At 41.5% G+C, this 20,299-nt stretch carries 22 protein-coding genes and 1 pseudogene; 13 read left to right on the top strand and 10 right to left on the bottom strand.

Annotated features, from left to right (window positions below; genetic code table 11):
- Positions 1-150: 150 nt before the first annotated feature.
- The 3 genes and pseudogenes from VZ94_RS02740 to VZ94_RS02735 all read right to left on the bottom strand — a co-directional run bounded on the left by VZ94_RS02740 (position 151) and on the right by VZ94_RS02735 (position 1,958).
- Positions 151-996 (bottom strand): hypothetical protein, encoded by an 846-nt coding sequence (locus VZ94_RS02740; RefSeq protein WP_045778069.1) that lies wholly within the window; start codon positions 994-996, stop codon positions 151-153.
- A gap of 31 nt (positions 997-1,027) precedes the next feature.
- Positions 1,028-1,261: pseudogene (locus VZ94_RS24140) on the bottom strand (pentapeptide repeat-containing protein); the annotation flags it as partial.
- Position 1,262: 1 nt separating this feature from the next.
- Entirely contained in the window at positions 1,263-1,958 is a 696-nt protein-coding gene (locus VZ94_RS02735; RefSeq protein WP_052700157.1) for a pentapeptide repeat-containing protein, read from the bottom strand.
- 169 nt (positions 1,959-2,127) lie between these two features.
- Here VZ94_RS02735 and VZ94_RS27780 point away from each other — a divergent pair, with 169 nt between their 5' ends.
- Both VZ94_RS27780 and VZ94_RS27775 read left to right on the top strand, forming a co-directional pair.
- Complete coding sequence (locus VZ94_RS27780; RefSeq protein WP_052700156.1) at positions 2,128-3,744, top strand: TonB-dependent receptor plug domain-containing protein; 1,617 nt, start codon at positions 2,128-2,130, stop codon at positions 3,742-3,744.
- Positions 3,719-5,131, top strand: a complete 1,413-nt coding sequence (locus tag VZ94_RS27775; RefSeq protein ID WP_239649577.1) for a TonB-dependent receptor domain-containing protein — start codon at positions 3,719-3,721, stop codon at positions 5,129-5,131. Before VZ94_RS27780 ends, VZ94_RS27775 begins: the two co-directional genes overlap by 26 nt.
- A gap of 60 nt (positions 5,132-5,191) precedes the next feature.
- Here VZ94_RS27775 and VZ94_RS22090 read toward each other — a convergent pair whose 3' ends face one another.
- Positions 5,192-5,395, bottom strand: coding sequence for a hypothetical protein (locus VZ94_RS22090; protein ID WP_131655454.1), 204 nt, complete (start codon positions 5,393-5,395; stop codon positions 5,192-5,194).
- 114 nt (positions 5,396-5,509) lie between these two features.
- Positions 5,510-5,863 (bottom strand): hypothetical protein, encoded by a 354-nt coding sequence (locus VZ94_RS22085; protein ID WP_052700153.1) that lies wholly within the window; start codon positions 5,861-5,863, stop codon positions 5,510-5,512.
- Between the two features lie 392 nt (positions 5,864-6,255).
- Here VZ94_RS22085 and VZ94_RS02720 point away from each other — a divergent pair, with 392 nt between their 5' ends.
- From VZ94_RS02720 to VZ94_RS26370, 9 genes are all read left to right on the top strand, one after another.
- Positions 6,256-6,606, top strand: a complete 351-nt coding sequence (locus VZ94_RS02720) for an STAS domain-containing protein (protein WP_045778068.1) — start codon at positions 6,256-6,258, stop codon at positions 6,604-6,606.
- Between the two features lies 1 nt (position 6,607).
- On the top strand, positions 6,608-7,090 hold the full coding sequence (locus VZ94_RS02715) for an ATP-binding protein (protein WP_045778067.1): 483 nt from the start codon (positions 6,608-6,610) through the stop codon (positions 7,088-7,090).
- Positions 7,074-7,328 carry a hypothetical protein gene (locus tag VZ94_RS25465; RefSeq protein ID WP_131655453.1) on the top strand — a complete coding sequence of 85 codons (255 nt, stop codon included), beginning with the start codon at positions 7,074-7,076 and terminating at the stop codon, positions 7,326-7,328. The genes VZ94_RS02715 and VZ94_RS25465 overlap by 17 nt, the downstream gene beginning before the upstream one ends.
- Positions 7,294-7,857 carry a hypothetical protein gene (locus VZ94_RS02710; protein ID WP_045778066.1) on the top strand — a complete coding sequence of 188 codons (564 nt, stop codon included), beginning with the start codon at positions 7,294-7,296 and terminating at the stop codon, positions 7,855-7,857. Before VZ94_RS25465 ends, VZ94_RS02710 begins: the two co-directional genes overlap by 35 nt.
- Positions 7,844-8,266 carry a PP2C family protein-serine/threonine phosphatase gene (locus tag VZ94_RS02705; RefSeq protein ID WP_045778065.1) on the top strand — a complete coding sequence of 141 codons (423 nt, stop codon included), beginning with the start codon at positions 7,844-7,846 and terminating at the stop codon, positions 8,264-8,266. The genes VZ94_RS02710 and VZ94_RS02705 overlap by 14 nt, the downstream gene beginning before the upstream one ends.
- A 276-nt stretch (positions 8,267-8,542) precedes the next feature.
- Positions 8,543-11,428 carry a TonB-dependent receptor domain-containing protein gene (locus tag VZ94_RS02700; RefSeq protein ID WP_052700152.1) on the top strand — a complete coding sequence of 962 codons (2,886 nt, stop codon included), beginning with the start codon at positions 8,543-8,545 and terminating at the stop codon, positions 11,426-11,428.
- Complete coding sequence (locus tag VZ94_RS22080) at positions 11,388-11,933, top strand: TonB-dependent receptor (RefSeq protein ID WP_052700151.1); 546 nt, start codon at positions 11,388-11,390, stop codon at positions 11,931-11,933. The genes VZ94_RS02700 and VZ94_RS22080 overlap by 41 nt, the downstream gene beginning before the upstream one ends.
- 203 nt (positions 11,934-12,136) lie before the next feature.
- Positions 12,137-12,805 carry a hypothetical protein gene (locus VZ94_RS02695; protein WP_045778064.1) on the top strand — a complete coding sequence of 223 codons (669 nt, stop codon included), beginning with the start codon at positions 12,137-12,139 and terminating at the stop codon, positions 12,803-12,805.
- Between the two features lie 38 nt (positions 12,806-12,843).
- The gene (locus VZ94_RS26370; RefSeq protein WP_192828591.1) at positions 12,844-13,599 is read left to right on the top strand and encodes a hypothetical protein; all 756 of its coding nucleotides are present in this window, start codon (positions 12,844-12,846) and stop codon (positions 13,597-13,599) included.
- A gap of 37 nt (positions 13,600-13,636) precedes the next feature.
- Here the strand turns inward: VZ94_RS26370 and VZ94_RS02685 are convergent, their stop codons facing one another.
- The 5 genes from VZ94_RS02685 to VZ94_RS24130 form a co-directional block, all read right to left on the bottom strand.
- Complete coding sequence (locus tag VZ94_RS02685) at positions 13,637-14,269, bottom strand: adenylate/guanylate cyclase domain-containing protein (protein ID WP_045778062.1); 633 nt, start codon at positions 14,267-14,269, stop codon at positions 13,637-13,639.
- Complete coding sequence (locus VZ94_RS02680) at positions 14,262-15,785, bottom strand: CHASE2 domain-containing protein (protein ID WP_045778061.1); 1,524 nt, start codon at positions 15,783-15,785, stop codon at positions 14,262-14,264. The genes VZ94_RS02685 and VZ94_RS02680 overlap by 8 nt, the downstream gene beginning before the upstream one ends.
- Positions 15,786-16,168: 383 nt before the next feature.
- A complete protein-coding gene (locus VZ94_RS02675; RefSeq protein WP_045778060.1) occupies positions 16,169-16,441 on the bottom strand; it encodes a cyclic nucleotide-binding domain-containing protein in 273 nt (90 codons plus the stop codon).
- The gene (gene glsA, locus VZ94_RS02670; protein WP_082081334.1) at positions 16,425-18,005 is read right to left on the bottom strand and encodes a glutaminase A; all 1,581 of its coding nucleotides are present in this window, start codon (positions 18,003-18,005) and stop codon (positions 16,425-16,427) included. The genes VZ94_RS02675 and glsA overlap by 17 nt, the downstream gene beginning before the upstream one ends.
- A 242-nt stretch (positions 18,006-18,247) precedes the next feature.
- Entirely contained in the window at positions 18,248-18,415 is a 168-nt protein-coding gene (locus tag VZ94_RS24130; RefSeq protein ID WP_082081332.1) for a CBS domain-containing protein, read from the bottom strand.
- Between the two features lie 329 nt (positions 18,416-18,744).
- Here VZ94_RS24130 and VZ94_RS02665 point away from each other — a divergent pair, with 329 nt between their 5' ends.
- Both VZ94_RS02665 and VZ94_RS02660 read left to right on the top strand, forming a co-directional pair.
- On the top strand, positions 18,745-19,056 hold the full coding sequence (locus tag VZ94_RS02665; RefSeq protein ID WP_204369024.1) for a GNAT family N-acetyltransferase: 312 nt from the start codon (positions 18,745-18,747) through the stop codon (positions 19,054-19,056).
- 187 nt (positions 19,057-19,243) lie between these two features.
- On the top strand, positions 19,244-20,107 hold the full coding sequence (locus tag VZ94_RS02660; RefSeq protein WP_045778059.1) for a transglutaminase family protein: 864 nt from the start codon (positions 19,244-19,246) through the stop codon (positions 20,105-20,107).
- The last annotated feature ends 192 nt before the right edge of the window (positions 20,108-20,299 follow it).

Below are 20,299 nucleotides of genomic sequence, written 5' to 3'. Positions count from 1 at the left end.
TGCAGCAAGTCTTAGTGTCAATTACCAGCAGCGCTGTAGAGTACGCATTGCGTATCTAAAGACACACAATACCTACCCTACAAGCTTTTAAAAGACCTGAACGTGACTACTCAAAATACAGTTGTTAAACCCAATCGATTAGCACATACCTTATTGCGCCGAAGGGTCAAAGGCCTTAACCCGCACTTCGATAAGCGGCTGTTCTTCTTGTCCCATTTGTCTAAATTTTAACGCGCCGTCGGTTTCGGCCGGTGTTTGCTCTGAGCAGGTACTTTTGACTAATAACCAAGCGGAATCGCGCACGGATGAGCCATCATCGTCTTGGAAACTAATATCCGTGGTGAAATCTACCCATTTTCTATTGATTGGCGCGACACTGATTAATGGTTGCGCCGGATCGCCAGGGAAATTAACCACCGATGTGTTAGTCAAGCCAGCTCGGTACACTACATCATCGGATTGACCAGGGCCACGTGTGGTGTACACATAAGCCACCGATACTGGTGCTTTTTTCAAAAAATTGGCACGCAAAATATCATTCACTTCAAAATATTGCACACCAGGACTAATCGCACGTCTGTCATAATCAACATTGTTTAAGCGAATTTTTGCACCGTAAATGCAGCTAACGCCTTTACGCCAAACTCTATCGACTACGGTGCCGACGGTAATCGGCTGGTTTAACGTATAAGCATTGTTCATCACAATGTCTCTAACCACACTGGCGGTTTGGGTGTAGCCGGCGACCGGTGGGTCAATGCTTTTTAGTGCGCAAGTGTTGTTGGCGCCACCATTCGGTGAGAACGTCGGCGGGGTTGAGCCATTGGGGTTAGAACCAAATTCTCCTGTGGTATTACAGGTTATGTAAGCGGACTTGCCACCATCGATAACCACGCCCGTGGCGGGCAATTGCACAAAGCCAGTTGCTGAGGCGGTCATAGACGCTACGGTTAACGCAACGCTTAGCGCGCTAGTTTGTAAGTTTTTTTTCATCATTATTTCCTAGTAAAGTGAAGGTTAAACAGGTTTAAAAACCATGCCCTACACAGGTTGTTACCTGAGTGCCATCAACCTCTACGCCATCAGGGCAAATCGCGTGGAGAAAAATCGTGTCGGTATCGATTAACACCGAATCCGTATGTTTAGCCGCTGATAAATCGGCATAGGTTAAGTCCGCCCCGGCTAAGCGAGCATTCGCCAAATCGGTTCCGGCTAAGCTAGCGTGGGTTAAATCGCTAGCCGTTAAATCTGCGCTGGTTAAATTAGCTTCGGTTAAATCGGCGTTTTTTAAGCACCGCCTGCGTTAATACGCCTGACGATAAGTCGGCATTGGTTAAATCACTGCCGCTTAAGTTGGTTTGCGTTAAGTGTGTTGCCTGTAAATTAGCGCCGGTTAAGACTGCGTTGGATAAATCGGCTTTATCGAGTAAGGCTTGTTTTAAATTAGCGCCATACAACTGAGCTTTAGTCAGTTTTACGCCTGATAATTGCGCGGATTCGGCGAGCACCGGATTATTACCATCGGAATAAAGACCTGATAAATCGGCATTGGTTAACACCGTTTCAGCAGTCAGCGTTAAGCGTCCTATGACCGTGGCGCCGATTAATTTAGCCCCGGTTAAATTGGCTTTACCTAATTCGCCATGCAACCGGGTATGGCTTAAATCACTGCCGCGTAAGTCCTTGTCTTGTAGACTTTGTTCGTGAAAATCACAGCCTTGCAAATAAGTATTCGATTGTATCCGTGTGCAATCGCTAGCAGGTCGAGAAGGCGGTGGTGCTAACCCCGTTAAATCAGCATAGCTGGCTTGCCTACTTGGCTGTGACGCTGTGCTATGGCTTGTGGTTGAGGCGGTATCGTTAGTTTGGCTGGCTGGCTTACTCGAAGGCTCTGTTAACACGAATAGTGCGACAATCGTGCTAAGCGCTAACGATAAAACAGTGATTTTGTAATTCATTCATTCAGACCGAAGAGGGATGGGCCATGCTACTGGCTGAACGCAACAACAACAATATGAGATTTTCCTAAAATAGTTAGGAAAATTTCCTATATCCGTGATGTTAAATCCTCTCTACTATGGGTCATTTTTTCGCAAAAAAACTTAAGTCTTGTTCAAGCCAGCGCTTATGACCGCAAACGTATTAAAGACAACAGTAACACTATTATCGTTACTCAGTACCGCATCGTGTTTTGCCGAAGCAGAAACTACTGAAGCCACACAATTAGATACTGTCGTGGTCGAGGCTGAAGCTAACACAGCGGTTAAAATCGGCCCCAGCGACGGTTTAACCTTAAGCAAAGAACAAATCCCTAGCAACGTACAATCTATATCGGCTGATACCATTAAGAATTCGTTTGCCACCAGCTTAGGCGATTTAATGAATTCAAAATTGCAATCGGTGAATGTCAACGATTACCAAGGCAATCCGTTTCAAATGGATATTATGTATCGTGGCTTTTCCGCCTCGCCGCAATTAGGTACGCCACAAGGTTTATCGGTATTTTTTGATGGGGTGCGCGTTAATGAACCGTTCGGCGATGTCGTGAACTGGGATTTGATTCCAATGAATGCGATAGCCAGCATGGACTTATTTCCTGGCTCTAATCCGATATTTGGCTTAAATACCTTAGGCGGTGCTTTAGCTTTACGCAGTAAAAACGGCTTCGATGATGCAGGCGTCACGTTAAGTATGCAAGGCGGTTCTTGGGATAGAAAAAAAGGCGAAATGTCAGCCGGTTGGCATAACGAGCAGTTAGCCGGTTTTGTCGCGTTCACTGGCTTTGATGAACAAGGCTGGCGCAATAATTCGCCGTCACAAGTCAAACAAGGTTTTAGCCGATTAGATTGGCGCGATGACAATTACTCATTAAAAGCCAGTTTTCTCATTGCCGACAATAGCTTACTAGGCAACGGCTTAATACCTTCATCATGGATGACAACAACCCCTGAAGCAGTGTTCAGCTCACCCGACCAAACCGATAATCAATTGCAACAGTATTTGTTTGGTGGAGAATTATTCATCTCCGATCACCTCAGCATCACAGGACAACTATACCGACGTGACAGTCGCCGTTCATCCATCGCTGGCGATATTTATGAAGATTTTAGCGATATGGATAGCGGCTGGGAAAATCCTTTAGTCGCGAATGGTACGCGTACTGGACAACCGGTTTGTCGCTATTTAGACAGAAACAAAGACGGCGTACCTGATTATGCGTTGGATAAAGACTTTGATGGTGTCGCTGATACCGGCACGATTAACGCTGAATTAAGCAAAGGCGATGTCGATTACTTGATATTAATGCCGCCGGTTAACAGCAACTGCGATTATGTCAATTACACGCCGGTCAGTACCGATTCAGGTCCACGCAATGGTGCGTATGGCGACCCGAATAATGCCACAGCCGGTTTGTCGTCTAAAGGCTGGATAGACGGTACGCCAGTCGGTGTGTTAAGCACAACTAACATTGCCCAACAAACCGATGGCGCGTTCTTACAACTGAACTGGGACAGCGAGCAACATAAATTCATGCTAGGTGGCTCGGTTGATAGCGCAACTACCGATTTTGCCACCAGCCAACAATTAGGCTTAATGGACGCTAGCCATCGCGTGTATTTAGCACCCGACCAAATCGACCCCGTTTTCACCGCCGCCAGCCAAGCGATTAATAACAATACCTTTACCGGTGAATCAACAACCGTCAGTGGTTATTTTAGTGAAACCTTTTCGCCTAAAAAATAATTTACATATCAGCGTCTCAGGCCGGTACAACCACACCGATATTAATAATCACTTATTATCAAGGACGCGAGCCGGTTATGAAAATTTACACGATATACAAGACTTAAATACTTATCGCCCTACTGTCATCGTTTGCTCAGGCTCAAATCCCGCATCCTGCCCTAGCAGCGCTAATTACAATATTAAAGCGAATTGGGATAAAGACGTCTGGTTGTCGCAAGACCCTTATTTCGGCTTAGGCGACTACAGTGAAACGCCAACCGCAGAAGAATTTAATTACCAATCGTTTAACCCGTCGTTTGGTATTAGTTATTTGCCGCTACCCGACGTGAATGTGTTTTTTAACTGGAGTAGCGGCACTCGTACACCGTCGACGGTAGAGTTAGGTTGTGCTTATGACAGTTCACTTGTGCCGCAAGACGCATCCGACCCGGATTCTAATTTAGTTCCTAAAAGCTTAGCATCCATAGGCGGGGCATGTACGTTACCGACCAGCTTATCGGGCGACCCCTATCTGCCACAAATTTTTGCTAACTCCTATGAGTTAGGGGTACGCGGAACGCTGTGGCACGATTGGCAATGGAATGCGGGCATTTATCGTACCGATTTAGATAACGACATTTACTTAGTTGGCGTCACAGCTACGCGTAGCTTTTTTGACACAATAGGCGCCACGCGTAGACAAGGCATAGAATTCGGCTTCTCAGGCCATGTTGGCAAGTTTGATGTACAACTGAATTATGGTTATAACGAAGCCACGTTTCAATCTAGGTTATTCATGTTAAGCCCGCATAACAGTAGCGCGGCAGTCAGCTCACCATTAAATCCACAATATGACGATCAAGGCCGCCCTATCGAAGCGATACAAGACATGATTCAAGTCAACCCCGGCGACCGTATGCCAGGCGTACCGCTACATAATATCAACGCGACATTGACTTACCATGTCAACCAAGACTGGAATATCGGTTTAACAATGATTGCGCATTCGTTTTCTTATCTGCGCGGCAATGAAAACAACGGTCATACGGCCGGTGACTATGATTATATCGACCGACCCAACAGCACCGGCACAGGCATAGAACGCATTAGACTTAAACAGTTTACCGATTCAGGCAGCGTACCGGGCTATGTGTTGTTTAATCTAAAAACCCGCTACCAATTAACCAAACAACTCTCGGTATTCGGTTTAATCAATAATCTATTTGACCGCCAATACGCAACCGCAGGACGGTTAGGCATAAACCCTTTTTCTCCATCAGACAAAGGCGTCACCGGTGCTAGCGGCTGGAATTACAATAGCAACGATTGGTTAAACACCACGCTAGTCGCACCCGGAGCGCCTAGAGCTTATTGGGTAGGTATTGAGTATCAGTTTGAGTTGTAATGATGGAGTAAAAACCAAGATTTATTCCGGGTCATCTTCAGATATGCAAAAAACTGGTAGCTAACCATAGCCTTCAGACTTTCTTTTTTCTAATAAACGGCTAATATTTTGTTTTGCTATGGTCTCATAGCGCTGATAAAAAGAATCTGTTTGGAAAATTCTTTCGCGCGCTAACAAGCTGGTTAAAAACTTTGTATGGATTTGAAAGTAAATAGGATCAGGTAAATCTTGCCGCTCCTCTCTAAGATTTTGGGTATCAACCATAAATTCCCCCATTCCGCGCCAAAACTGGATAAATCGATATCTGTTATAAAGCATTCATCTAATGTTTTAGGTATGTCTTTATGTGTCGTCATCATGATTAAACGCTGAACCTTTTCAATAAAGTCTTGCGGTAAATATTGTTGAGTTTGCTCGAAGAAAAAATCGGCACTTTTTTTGCTCATTATCAATGCGTCCAGCGTAGTAAATAGAATCGTGGAACCAAAGCGCCATTTCCACAGCATCCGGGTCAGGGATTTGGTCACCTATTTGGTCAAATTCTTTTAGACAGTGAATGATATGCTCAATATTATGGTAACGGCGAGCCGGTTGATTATATAACGTTAAAATTTTTTGGCAGATTAAATCCGAATTAAAAGATGTATGTTTGTTAACACAACGTTGGGACAACTGATCGAAGCGCTTACAAATCAATTTCATAGCACAATCATTACTGACTTGATTTTTCATTTTTTGTCATCGCTGGGTTGTTGAAAACTGAGTATCGATAAGGTATATAGCCATTAAAATAGAACTCGCATTTAATCGAACGGCCATCGGTTTTTCTATAACCACCTAATGCTTAGCCTAGTTTGGTAATGTTGTAATTTTATTAATAATTGCATAATTGAATGCAGTAACAATTCGAATAAGACAGCCATGGCTCTGGTATTGTCTTAGCTGCAACAGAGGTTGTATATGTTGCCAGTTTATTAAGCTCAATAATGTGTTCTATGAAATTGGGGCAAACTAAATCAACTTATTGCGCTAAAAATAATCCCTGCGTCAGCATCTGAAATTAATATAGTTGAAACACAGTTAGTCTTACAATGTATTTGCTCAAAAATACTTAGGAAAATACTATGCAAATCCACTCAGAATTATTAACGGACACTATTTTTAAAGTGGTCTTATCAGGTAGATTAGATATGCAAGGTGCTCAGGCAATTGACATGAAGTTTACTGCGTTAACAGCAACCCGCGACGGTAGCATATTAGTTGACATATCTGACGTCAGTTTTTTGTCCTCATTAGGGATAAGAACAATACTCTCTGCAGCTAAAGCAGTATCAAGACGTGGTGGACTTATGGTGCTTTTTAACCCTCAACCCAATGTCATGGAGGTTTTAGAGGCATCAGGCGTATCCAGCTTAATACCGATTTATACGGAATTAGCATTAGCGATAAATGATTTAACAGCCAATTCTAATTAACATGGTTTCTACCATCGAACAATCCGCATTAGAGACTATTGAATCTATTTCTATCGCGAACCATTTCAATGAGTTAGTAAAGATTCAATGCTGGCTTGATGAGGTGAAAATACGATTGTTACTGTCCGAACGAGAGGTTTTTAAACTTGATTTGGTTTTATGCGAAGCGATACCCAATATCATTGATTATGGTTACGAAGACGAACAAAATCATACTATCACTATTCGATTATTTAACTATCAGCACTCGCTAGACCTTGAAATTATTGATGACGGAATAGCGTTTAACCCTTTTACCACTGAGCATTATCAACAACCAACAACGCTTGACGTTGCTACCATTACTGGAAGGGGAATTCACTTAATTAAATCATTTACTGATAGTCAGATTTATCAAAGAATTGGCAATCTCAACATTCTTCGAGTTACTATGCTTAAAACCCCATTAAACAACTCAAGTAATCGCAATGAAAGCCCACAATGAAGACCATATAGCCTATGCTGTAACAAATACGTTAGATCCAGTTGTTGCCGTTGCCACTTATCAAAGCCTTTTATCTTCTTATCCGCTGTTTAGTGCAATTCCTTTCACCACGTTAAAACCTTTTTTTTCTTCAATGTGCGTTTCAGCAACTGCCAACGGGCGCCGTAATTTTATCGCCCGGCCAAAGCAACAAGTATTTATATTTGCTGTTAGAAGGGGAATTAACCGTTCATATTGATAATCTCGAATCTCACAAAGGTTTCCAAATAAAACCAGGAGAGTTTGTTGGTGAGGTGTCCATTATCGACGGCCAAGTTCCAACTGCTTATGTCAGAACGAGTGAACCGAGTCTTGTTATCTCTATTCACGAGTCGTTGCTATGGTCTGAGTTTTTTTTAATTCCTGGCGCGGCAAAAAATATTCTTCAGCAAATTGCCACTCGAATGAGAGCGCGTAATCTTGCCATCCAAAAAGCAGTCGAGCAAAGTTTGCGCCTAGAGCATTTAGAAAAAGAATTAGTAATTGCTCAAGAATTACAACTTAGCATGTTGCCTTATCAGCCTTTTTTTCCAAACCATCCACAAGTCGAAGTCGATGCGTTTATTAAACCTGCAAAAGAGGTCGGCGGAGACCTTTATGATGCTTTTCCATTAGATGCCGATAGAGTGTGTATTGCGATTGGGGATGTCGCGGGAAAAAGGCGTACCAGCGGCATTATTTATGGTAAAAGCATTAACGCTATTGCGTACAGAGATGTTAAAAACTAAGGATTTGTTACAAACGATTCATGCCATAAACGAGATATTATGCGAAGAAAATCCTACCTGTATGTTTTTAACGTTGAATATTTGCATAATTGACTCAAAAAAACAGGTATTAGAATATGTGAATGGTGGGCATAATCGACCTATATTTGGTAATTTCCGCGATGGTTTTAATTTTTTATCTCAACCGAAAGGCATTTTAGTCGGGATTAAATCGAAAACGGAATATGAGCTGGCCTCACGTCAGCTAAACCCAGGTGACGTACTTATTTTATACACGGACGGAATTACCGAAGCCATGAATCCAAAACTAGAGGAATTCACAGAACATCGATTATTAGCGCATATTAATCTGCAACAGTCTTTTTTCCGCACAAGAAATTATTCAAACCACACGGCAAGTCGTGCTTGATTTTACTGCATCTGCCGAGCAATCTGATGACCTCACCTTACTCAGCTTAATCTATCATGGTTTAAATTAAAGCCTCCTTTCGACACTTATGCGTAAATACCTAAGAATTCAGCGATGTCAATCACATTGACATCTAAGATTAATGCTGGCTATAGTAAGCAACATAGTCTATTTACCAATTAGTTCACAAAACACAATTAGTTATATCGACTAAATACTATTGACAACAGTCACGCAACATATTCAGACAATGGGTAAGCAAGGAACGAAAAGAATATGAATAAACCAATTTTAGCTTTAATGGTTAGCAGCGTAGTTTTACTTTCACCTTACAAATCCAGCCAAGCATCTAGCTGTGGCGATAAGGTAGGTAAATTTGTTTCTATAGAAGGGACTGTTGAGCTAGAACATGTCGATAACACTAGAAAAATGCCTGCGAAATTAGAATCAACGCTGTGCCAAAATGACATGATTTATGTTGCTGAAAATAGTCGCGCTACTGTTTCACTAGTTAATGATGTTGTGTTGCGATTAGATCAAAATACAACCATGCGTCTAGTTGATGTAACTACAGAGCCTAAAAAACGCTCACTATTAGAACTTATTATGGGCGCATTCAAATCGTTTAGCCGCCCCCCTAGAACCTTTGCAGTCAATACACCTTATCTGAACGGTCTTATTGAAGGTACTGAATTTGCAATGCGTGTCGATGACAAAAGCGCAACCACTATTGTTTATGAAGGCAAAGTAACCACATCAAATCAACAAGGTAAGCTAACGTTAAAACGAGGCGAATCCGGGTTAGCGTTTAAAGGCCAAGCACCCAAACCCAATCTTTTAATTAAGCCTTGGGATGCTGTGCAATGGACCTTGCATTTCCCACCTTTGCTAGCCGCATTAGGGGGTAGTAATCCCTCTCTGATGCAAACGTTACCTAGTGCAATTAAACAGGCTATGGATTTGGCTGCTCATTCCGATAATTCTACAGCACTTAGCCAACTTGATAAAGTCGCTTTATCAGAGCGTAGCGCTGATTTTTACTTGTATAGAGCCGCTTTGTTTTTAGAGGTTGGCAGAGTAGAAAAAGCTAATTCTGATATTGAAACTGCTTTACAGTTACAACCGAAAGCAGGTTTAGCTTATGCTTTGCGCGCAGTGATTAATATAGCCAATAATCAGCACGAACCCGCGTTAACAAACGCCAATAAAGGTGTCGAGTTAACACCGTCACCAGCAACCAAAATCGCTTTATCGTATGCGTTACAAGCTAATTTTCAGCTTGAAGCCGCCCGCGATGTACTCGTTTCTGCGGCTAATGAATATCCTGATGATCCGTTAGTATGGGCAAGATTGTCTGAAGTGCATTTAATGTTTGCGGAAAGGGGTGCAGCGTTAGCCGCAGCGCATAAAGCCGAGCAATTAGCTCCGACATTAGCAAAAACGCAGACAGTATTAGGCTTTGCAGCCTTATCAGAAAATCAAGAAACTGATGCTACAAAGGCTTTTGAGCAGGCTGTTAACTTTGACGCCAATGATCCACTGGCTCATTTCGGCTTAGGTTTAACCAAAGTCAAACAAGGTGACCTCGTTGATGGGCGTCGTGAAATAGAATACGCGGTTGCGCTAGACTCAAGTAACGCTTTGCTAAGAGCCTATTTAGGAAAAGCATATTACGAAGAAAAAAGAACACCGCTAGAAAAACAGCAATATGAACTAGCCAAAGAATTAGATTCTGCTGACCCCACCGCTTATTTGTATAGCGCTATCGACAAGCAAACTGCAAACCAGCCGGTAGAGGCGTTACATGATTTGCAAAAAGCAATTGAGTTAAATGATAACCGCGCAGTGTACCGTTCTCGTCAGTTATTAGACTCTGATTTAGCATCAAGAAGCGCAAGTATGGCCAGGATTTACAGTGACTTAGGATTTCAAGAACTGGCATTAAGACAAGGTTGGAAATCTGTAAATACTGACCCAAGCAATTTTTCTGCGCATCGTTTTTTAGCCGATTCATACTCAATTTTACCTAGGCATGAAATTGCACGGGTTAGTGAACTGTTACAGTCGCAGTTATTACAACCTATTAACATGACGCCCATACAACCGCGTTTAGGCGAAAGTAACTTATTTTTAATTAGCGCAGGCGGCCCAGGCGCTTTATCGTTTAATGAATTTAATCCTGTTTTTAATCGCGATGGCATGACAGTTCAAGCCAATAGTTTAATTGGAGAACATGAAAGCTACGCCGGTGAAGGCATTGTTTCAGGTATTTATAAAAATCTTTCGTTCAGTTTTGGTGGCTTTCACTATACCTCTGATGGCTTTAGAACGAATGCCAGCCAACGAGATGATATCGCTAATGCATTTGTGCAATATGAAATTTCATCAAAAACGAGTGTGCAAGCAGAATATCGCTATAGAAATGCTGAAATAGGCGATTTGCAACTTAGATTTTTTCCAAGCGAATATTATCCAGGGCAACGAACCCCGCAGGAACGTCACACCTATCGAGTAGGAATGCGCCACAGCATTTCTGATTCGTCTATCTTACTCGGCTCATTTTCTTATGCCGATGCTAAATTTGGTGCTTATGACTCTGCACCTTTTGTCGCGCCTGGATTTATTACCGCTTTAAATCTGACTGAACCGCAAGAGGCTTATGGCGCTGAACTACAACACTTGTTTCGCTCAACCTATGTTAATTTAACAACCGGTGCAGGCTATTTTGACCGCGACAGCAAAGCCGATTTATATGCATTAACCGTATTACCGGCTCCTGACAATCTTATGAGTTTCCCTACGCAAGACACTGATTTACAACATGTCAATGCATACAGTTATTCAAATATCAAGCCAATAAAAGAGCTAAATTTCACGTTGGGTGTAAGCGGTGATTTCACGTCCGGTGATGTACAAGAATCAAAAGACATTAATCAAATTAACCCTAAACTTGGGGTAATGTGGACACCTTGGCGTAACACAACATTACGTGCTGCTTGGTTTAGTACATTAAAACGAGCATTAATCAATAATCAAACATTAGAACCGACACAAGTGGCTGGCTTTAATCAGTTTTATGATGATTTTAATGCTACTAAATCATGGCGATACGGTGTAGGACTTGATCAAAAGTTTTTCACCGGATGTTTCGGGCGGTATTGAGGTATCTAAACGGGATTTATCAGTACCGGCCTCAGATCAGTTCGGGGAAAATATTCGAGTAGGCTGGCGAGAAGAACTAGCTAGAACCTATTTATTTTGGAGTCCTCATCCTTATTTAGCGTTACGGTTAGAATATCAATATGAACAAATTCGTAGAGATGCTTTATTAACGGATGGTGTTAAAGACATGGAAACACATAAGGTACCGATGGGTATTAATTTTTTTCATCCCACGGGTATTGGCGCCGGTTTAAAATTAACTTATTACGATCAAGCCGGTCATTTTGAGAGTATTAAATCGGCTACTATCCGATCTGGTCGCGATGATTTTTGGATTGTCGACGCCATGCTTAGCTATCGCTTACCCAAACGATATGGTTTCTTTTCAATTGGTGCCACCAATTTATTAGATCAAAATTTTAAATATTTTGATATTGACTATAACAATCCAAGCGTACTGCCGACCCGAACTGCGTATGCGCGCATTACGTTAAATTTTCCTTAGCAAAATGGCAAATATGGAAAAAAATATATTTCTTGGGATAATTATCCTGTATTAAAAGTGATATTTACATCTATTTATATTTTTGCCATTTTGTGAAAATGCTTTCAAATATTTAGCAATATAAGCCTTCTAATATTTTTAGAATCATGAGCTTATTATTGCTTCATTGAACAACAGATGTAACCTTTAGGAAGCAAAGTATCATGAAAAAATATCTCGCAATTATGAGTTTTTTCTTTGGCAGTATTAGTTCAGCACTGGCAGCTACCGTTTTAAATTTTGACGACCTAAACGGTCAAGGTGTTTTATTAGCGACCCAATCTCCCAATTATGGTGGATTTAATTGGGATAATAATTTTGCCGTTGTCAATGACAGCTTATATCAATTGTATGGAAATACATACGGTTCAACTTCCGGGGAAAATGCATTATTTAATGCCTACGGGGTAACCAAAGCAGTAACAATGAATGGTGCAAGTTTTGATTTTATAGGCGCCAGTTTTGCTGGTTGGACCTATAAAGATGCCGCCTACGACTACACCGCACCCTATGTAATTATTTCGGGATTCAACGGTAGCAACAAAGTCGGTGAAATCAGTGTTAACTTACTAAATAACACTAAAAGTTATTCATGGGTGGATGTTGGTTTTAAAAATATTACTAAACTTGAGTTTACTTCTTCATCGTCAAGCACTCTTAACACGGGAAATATAGTAGCTAACGGAGATAAAAAGTGGTGGTTAATGGATGATTTTACTTATTCTCCCACGGCCAACGTGCAAGCCGTCCCTATTCCTGCATCTATATGGCTTTTAGGTTCGTCTATGTTGGCACTATTCGGATTTAACCATAAAAAACCGCTTCCAGGTTGATGGTTTTAATTAAATTTTTCTGGAATCAAAGGTATTTTATGAATAAATTATTAAATATATCGAGTGTTTTGCTTGCGGTAATGGCTTTATTTTTAAGTACCACAGTACATGCTAGAGTCTGTGCGCTTAAAAGCTCAAGTGGAACCTGCTTATTTTGGTCAGGCAGTGTAGAGGCTCAGCTTACCGCCAGCAATGTTGATGTCTCACAAAATAATTATCAACTTGGAATGATTATTACCCCGCAGAAAGGAACTAGCGGTCCAACAGGGCAACCAAGAGCACGTTTGTTATGCAGCGACCCCACGATTATCACCTTACCAGATAGTTTTCCACCTATTTTAGATTCAGTTGAGTTATCAAACTCTGTAGTTAGTGAATATTCTAAATTTAAGACGGCTTCAGAGCTTATCAAACTTAATACTTACACAAATGGTAATAAAGATATACAACAAACATTTATTACCTCTCCGTTAGATACCACGCTGCTGCAATATCCGCAAAACTATTCTGCGCTGGAAATTAAATGCCCAGGAGATACTAAGCCTATAGACTATGTCAGTTGTAAAATGCAGGTCACTGTTCAACTGAAAGTAAAAGGCAATAATAAATGGCGTGTTAAGTCAGAAGCGACTTTCGCATGTACATTGCCAAATTGCGACACGCTTAGCTATGATCCAATTGCCAAGAAATTCGATAGACGCCAATATTCTTGCGTAGAAAAAAATGATGACGATGACGACGATGATGATGACCATGATGACGATGACGATGACCATGATGAAGATCATGACTAAAAATAACTTATCCGTTTAATTTATGCCTCATTGCTGGTTATTTGCTATCTAAATGAATAACCAGCGGCGAATCACTGACTAATGGCACAGCGGAGCATCGCCGGCAACGTTCTAAATGAAAGCGAGAAGGACCATCGCTGGGAAATTCAGTTAAGATTTCAGCAAACATATCACCGGCCTTATTCCAATCACCGGTACTTAACACCTTCATTGCTGCACCAAACTGTTGACAAAGTTGTATTTGTGCATCACTTGCCTGTTCATCTGATGCAACGACTTCATAAATAGAAAGCGGTTCGGTTTTACCAACAAAGCGAAAATCACCGACAAATCGACATAATAAACCACCAACGCCTGCTAACACACTAGCACTAACCAGCAACTGTGTTTTAAGCTTCTTGTTAAGACTTTCAATCCTTGCTGCTGTATTTGCACAATCGCCAACAATGCTATAAACAAAATGACCACCACCACCGGCATGTCCGACATAAGCCATGCCGTCTTCAATACCAATACGTAGCGAGTGCGAAAACTGCGCATAACGTTTTTGAAAGCCCGCAATCGCTTCTACTGCTTCAATTCCGGCTAGTAATGCATTATAACGCGGCTCCACACAAGAGCTTTCCGCTGTCCAAGCACACATCACCCCATCGGCTCGAAACTCAATCACGCCAACGCCATGACGTTTTTAATGGTTTTGATAACGTTTCAAAATAATCATTAAGAAATTCAGCTAATTCTTTAGGGTTTAGCACTTCAGCAATAGTGGTAAACCCCGCCATATCCGAGGCAAAGCAGACACTATAAGTCACTTTATTTAACGAATTATGATCAAGATTCTTTTCAGTAAAGTCTCGGGCTAAATTTTCTGGCAAATAAAAACCAATAGCTTGATTTGCTCGTTCTTTTTTCTTCTTTTCTGAAAAGTAATTGACTAATAAACCACTTAGTAAGGCGATAGGAAACTGAATAAGAATAGGAATAGCGACAGGAATCCATAAGTATTGTGTATTAAAAACCTGTTGTGCGCCAAATAGATAACTAGCTACCAGTAGCAACATCAATGGAATTGCTGTAATCGTCGCTAGAAAATATGAGATAAACCCAATGACGCAACCGAAAACAACAACGATGCTGAGTTCTTCTAACAAGTTTGGCGGGTGAATCGCATTACTTCTATACAAATTAGCGAAGGCAGTGGCGGCTATTTCAACACCGCTTAAATCGACGCCATCGTCATTCGTGTAAACAGTATAAAAACGATCTGGTTGACCAGGGTCATAAAGGTCTGAAAAGCCAACAAAAACAACTTTATCTTTAAGTTCCGGAAGTGTGACTTGTTCAGTGTTCGCACCGGCAATGAGATGATAAGGAATGGTTAAGATTGATCCTGGCTGACCATAAAAATTCAAATAGCGGTCATCTGCACCTTCATAAAGGCCGATAAGTGCTAAAACAGAATCGTGCTGCTCAATAGCTAACTCAGTATCTTCAGCTATCGTGTCACGCAGAGCTTGCCCAAGACTTGGGTCGTTTAAAAACAAGGCTCGCAATGCGCCCATAAAATTAACCAATTCAGTAGCACTCGCTTGTTGGCTAAGCGTCGGAGGTTGCTTGCCGGCTTTTCTTAGCAATTCGGACAAGCGAGGGTACGCATTCATTAAATGGATTTGTAACGCAACAGCCGGCATGGTTGGAGCGTTCATGCTGCTTTTAAAAACCCAAAATTGGTGTACAGCAACTTGTACTTTTGGTAACGGGAATGGCCCCAAGCCTTTAGCCGCCTTAGTTAAAGCAGAGATAGGAGGCACTAATTGCTCAACCCAAACAGAGCCGGTTTGTTTGCCGGTAGCATCGATTAAAGGCTGGCGTTTACCAATTAGTTTTTCGACTAATACCACGCGTCCAGAATTGGCAACAGCCTCGGCAAATTCGACATCCGTTTCAGTTTGTTTAGCAATCTGAAAGTCAATATCAAAAACAATAACAGAAGCGCCCCGTCGAACTAACTCATTGACCACACGCGCGTGAATCGAACGCGGCCATTCACGCGGTAACTTTGATAAGCCGAGTGCAGTACCGGTTTGATCATCAATTGCGACAATCGCAACCTGACTAGGTGATTCAATGGCTCCTCTGATATTAAACAACCAAGATAAGCCTACATTTTGTTCAAAATGTCGCACCTAAAGGTGTTAATAAAAGTATTAATCCTATAATTGCGGTAATAACACCTGCAATAACGCCTTTCAACCAACGTGACATAAAATAGCTTTAAAATAVTTAAAAAAAAAGTAAATGGATTGTGTCATTTTAACGCAATATGGTTTTTATAAACGCAGGACGCCGTAAATACGTCCCTGTAGGCTTGACGGCAGCATTCCTGCTACCAACACCTGCACTCTAAAACGCCCTGTCCTATAGCTATCCAGATATATTTTGTTCCTTTCTCTATCAGTATTAGCAACCACCCTAATCCTTGAATGCGGGACAGAACTTTTCTGGACAACTATATCTTAAGGCAATTTCATGTAACGCAACATAACCATAACAACTTATAACCATCACTTTAATTTTTCAGCGATTTAATTTCTAATGTTGCTTGTCTTAGCTTATGGCTTAACCCTTTAGCAATATTCGTCATTAATTTCTGCCTAACACTTATACCTGACTCTGATGTGTCAGACCACAACTTATTATAGTGCAACACGTAACACGTAACGTCAGTTTCGGCAACAATATCAGCGGACCTCACCCCACCCTCTAACATACCCATTTCGCCAAAGGCAGCGCCTGCAGGTAATGTAGAAATTCGGCCTGATCGTTTACGCGATAGCGGCAAAAACGACTTCAACTTCACCACTAACAACAAAATAAAGCGAGTCAGCAGGTTCACCTTCACTGCAAATATTAGCACCAGCATTATAGTTACGTTTATCTAAAACGTGTTGCAAGGAAGAAATTTCGGCTTCAGTAAAACCTTCGCATAACACCATATCGGCGAGTGCAACAGAGGTTTGATTAATAGTGGCATGTCCTGATAATAAAGACTCTTCGCACCATTCAAGTGCAACATCAATGTCATTATGGTGCAATAACTGCAATTCTTTGTAGTTTGGAATTTGTTTTTTTATCGCATTCGTCAGCAAAAATTTTTCCGATGCATTCGTCAAAATCACCGCAATACCTTGTTCATAAGATAGGTAAATAAAATCTACTAACAGGTGAATTGCACCGGTATTAATCGAAGTAACACGTCTAAAATCAAGAACTAAGTATCGCAACAAATTAAAGTTATGCTCTGCCTCTGACAATGCGATTTCCATTGAAGTAAACATTAAATCACCGGCTAACTCAAAGACCATTACTTTATTACCTAATTCATTCAGCAACTTAGCTTGCTCAGGAATTCGATAACGCTTTGACCTTATTGAAGCCCCACTATAACGCGCATGGATAACCGTTGATACCGTTGATTGGCTAGAGTGAAATAAATGCAGTCCGAAGTCTTTAGAAATCCTTTTACAAATTTCAATGCCTCGAAAACTATTGCCTTTATCGTCTAACTTAGGCGAGAACACCGCAATACTTAATTGACCCGGCAAAACAGCAACAACACCGCCGCCTACACCACTTTTAGCCGGCATCCCAACGTTATAAATCCAGGCACCAGAATAATCATACATACCGCAAGAACTCATTACACCTAAAACATTAGGCACATATTCTTTATTTAACGCCCGAATACCAGTAATAGGATTGACACCATTATTCGCTAAGGTTGCTCCGATTAATGCCAAATCACGACAAGTCACCAAAATCGAGCATTGCTTAAAATACAAGTCTAAAACATCATCGGTGTCTTTTTCGATAATATCGTAATTGCGCAACATATAACCGATAGCGCGATTTCTATGCCCTGTTTCCTTTTCTGAACGATAAACATCTTCATCAACGCGTACCGGATGGCCGACATAACTTTGATAGACATCTAACATCCGTTTCAGTTTATCCTGAGCGTTACCGTCAGCGAGCAAAGATACGGTAGCAATAGCACCCGCATTAATCATAGGATTACGAGGCCGACCGGTACCAGGCTCTAAACTAATCGAGTTAAACGCTTCACCTGATGGTTCTACATCCACTTTTTCTAAAACTGCCGTAACGCCTTTATCCTCTAAAGCCATTCCATAGGTAATAACTTTAGAAATCGATTGAATAGTAAAATCTTGCTTTGAATCACCAACTTGATAAACGTGACCGTCCACTGTCACAACAGATATACCTAACCAATCGGCATCTACTTTTAGTAATTCAGGAATATAACTGGCGACTTCACCTGGATTATTTGTTAAATATTCTTGGCGTAGGTTTTCTAAGTAATTTAAAAATGATTTGGCGTTCATTAATACCTGCTCCTCCGAAATTATCGGGCGTAAATGTTTTTTATTTTTTTTTATGTAATCAATGCAAAAAAATAGTTAAGCAAAAGCTAGGCACTACTTACAATCGCGATTGAGCTACGGGTATTAATGATTGTTAATCTTGTTTATAAGGCATGGATAAAGCAGATAAGTCTAATTTTTCACGCATCATTTCCTCGCTAAAAATCAATTCTGCATGGCTGCCTTCTTGCCATAATGTGCCCTTACCGCTGTTTAAACAACGTAGCAATCAAATGCGCAGGATAAACCATAGCCGCTAGCCGTTTTTCTGCATCAACGACTGGAATTTGCCTAAACCCTTGCTCAGCCATTAAAGGAATTAATTCAACAATATGCGTGGTATCGGCTAAGACTTGAACCGGATGGGTCATGATGTGGCCGACCGCTTCTGGTTTATCGTTCGCAACATCAGGTGCAAACCTTACAAACGGCTAGAAATTTATCCATTCGTGAATTCGAGTAATAAGTGCATAACCCGTAAGTCGCATAGATAGATAGCGAATTCGCCAATAGGCAAACCGCCACTTTGTGAGTACACCGATGCGGTTTGCTAACATGAAACCGCCCCACGCATTAACGGGCATCAGTTAATTCAGACCTTAGGTTTTTATGTCATCGATTGAATACCGTCATAATTTTCCTCTTGCTGCTACCGATGTGGCAGCGGTTTTTGTTGCGTCCGGCATTTGTCGCCCCACTAATGATTTGGCTCGAATCGAACAAAATGTTTGCCAATGCAAACTTAATCATTTCCGCTTGGCATGAGGGTCAACTCGTTGGCGTGTGTCGCGCCTTGACTGATTTCAGCTACTGTTGCTACCTATCCGACCTTGCGGTGGATAAGGCGTTTCAAAAGCAAGGCATAGGGCATGAATTGATTGACCGCGTTCGCTCGGCTATTGGAGAAGAGGTGGCACTTATCCTGCTATCTGCGCCTGAAGCAATGACGTACTATCCCAAGGTTGGCTTCAAGAACGTTGAAAATGGGTTCATCATCAAACGCATTCGCTAGCCCAAGCACCCCCTAGAATGCATGACAGATTCGGCAATAGGCAAACCGCGCTGTAAATAAACCGATGATATTTACTAGCGCAAAACCACCGCACGCGCTTAATTTTGCTGTCATAATTGTTGAACACCCAACCATTGTTAATTGAACTGCATCTGGTTTGCCATTAACACGCTCAGGAATCTGACCTATGCGCCATTTACAAATAAAACACTTGACAACTTACCAATATTCCGAACCCGTTACCTTATTGCCACATAAATTACTGTTACGCCCACGTGAAGGGCATGACATCCGAATCGAGTCGATTGAATTGGTAATTACACCGGATTATCAGTTGCAATGGCAGCGTGATGTGTATGATAACGCGGTTGCGCAAGCAACATTTGTTGAATCAGCTCGTTGTCTTTCCATCGGTAGCCTAGTGTTACTGCAACATTACGACGACCATCCGCTAAATTTCTTAGTCACCGATTATGCGGTGAAATATCCTTTTCAATACGATACCGTTGAACATATTGATTTGTGTGCGTATTTACCACCGATTTTTGACTGCGATCAAGCCGTTCTAAGCTCATGGTTGCGACAATTTTGGTATGCGGGACAAAGAGTGGAGACTTATATGCTACTGGATTGGATTAATAAAGCGATTGCAACCGGCTTCACATACCAACAACGTGAAGAACCCGGCGTACAAACACCAGCAATTACTTTGGCTAAACGCGCCGGTTCTTGTAGGGATTTTGCCACATTGTTTATTGAATCATGTCATTACTTGGGATTAGCGGCTCGGTTTGTTAGTGGTTATTTATATTCGCCTAAACTACCGCTTTACCTGGGTTCAACCCATGCTTGGGCAGAAGTGTATCTGCCTGGCGCGGGTTGGAAGGGCTTTGATTCTACAACGGGGGAAGTTGTTGGTAACGACCATATTGCGGTTGCCGTCAGTCGCCACCCTGAGTTAATCCCACCCGTCTCTGGCTCATTTCAATCTAATACTAGACAAGCACCAGTTATGAGTGTCGTTGTCGAAGTAAAAGAAATTTTTGCCTAGCTAAGCGCACAAAAAAACCACGATACAACTAAAAAATGTGTTAAACACGTTTTTAGTAATTTTTACGCATTTTCTCAACAAGGAGTGTGGTTTAATACGCCCCCCGCCCACACAGTTTACTACTCTGCCAAAATCAAACGAAAAAAAAAAGGTAATTAAAATGAACAAGTTATTATTTAATTCTGTTGTCAA

This window comes from Methylocucumis oryzae (assembly GCF_000963695.1).
Taxonomy (GTDB): Bacteria; Pseudomonadota; Gammaproteobacteria; order Methylococcales; family Methylomonadaceae; genus Methylovulum; species Methylovulum oryzae.
The sequence above is the reverse complement of the archived record's forward strand: the minus strand, read 5'-3'. Positions and strand labels throughout refer to the sequence as shown.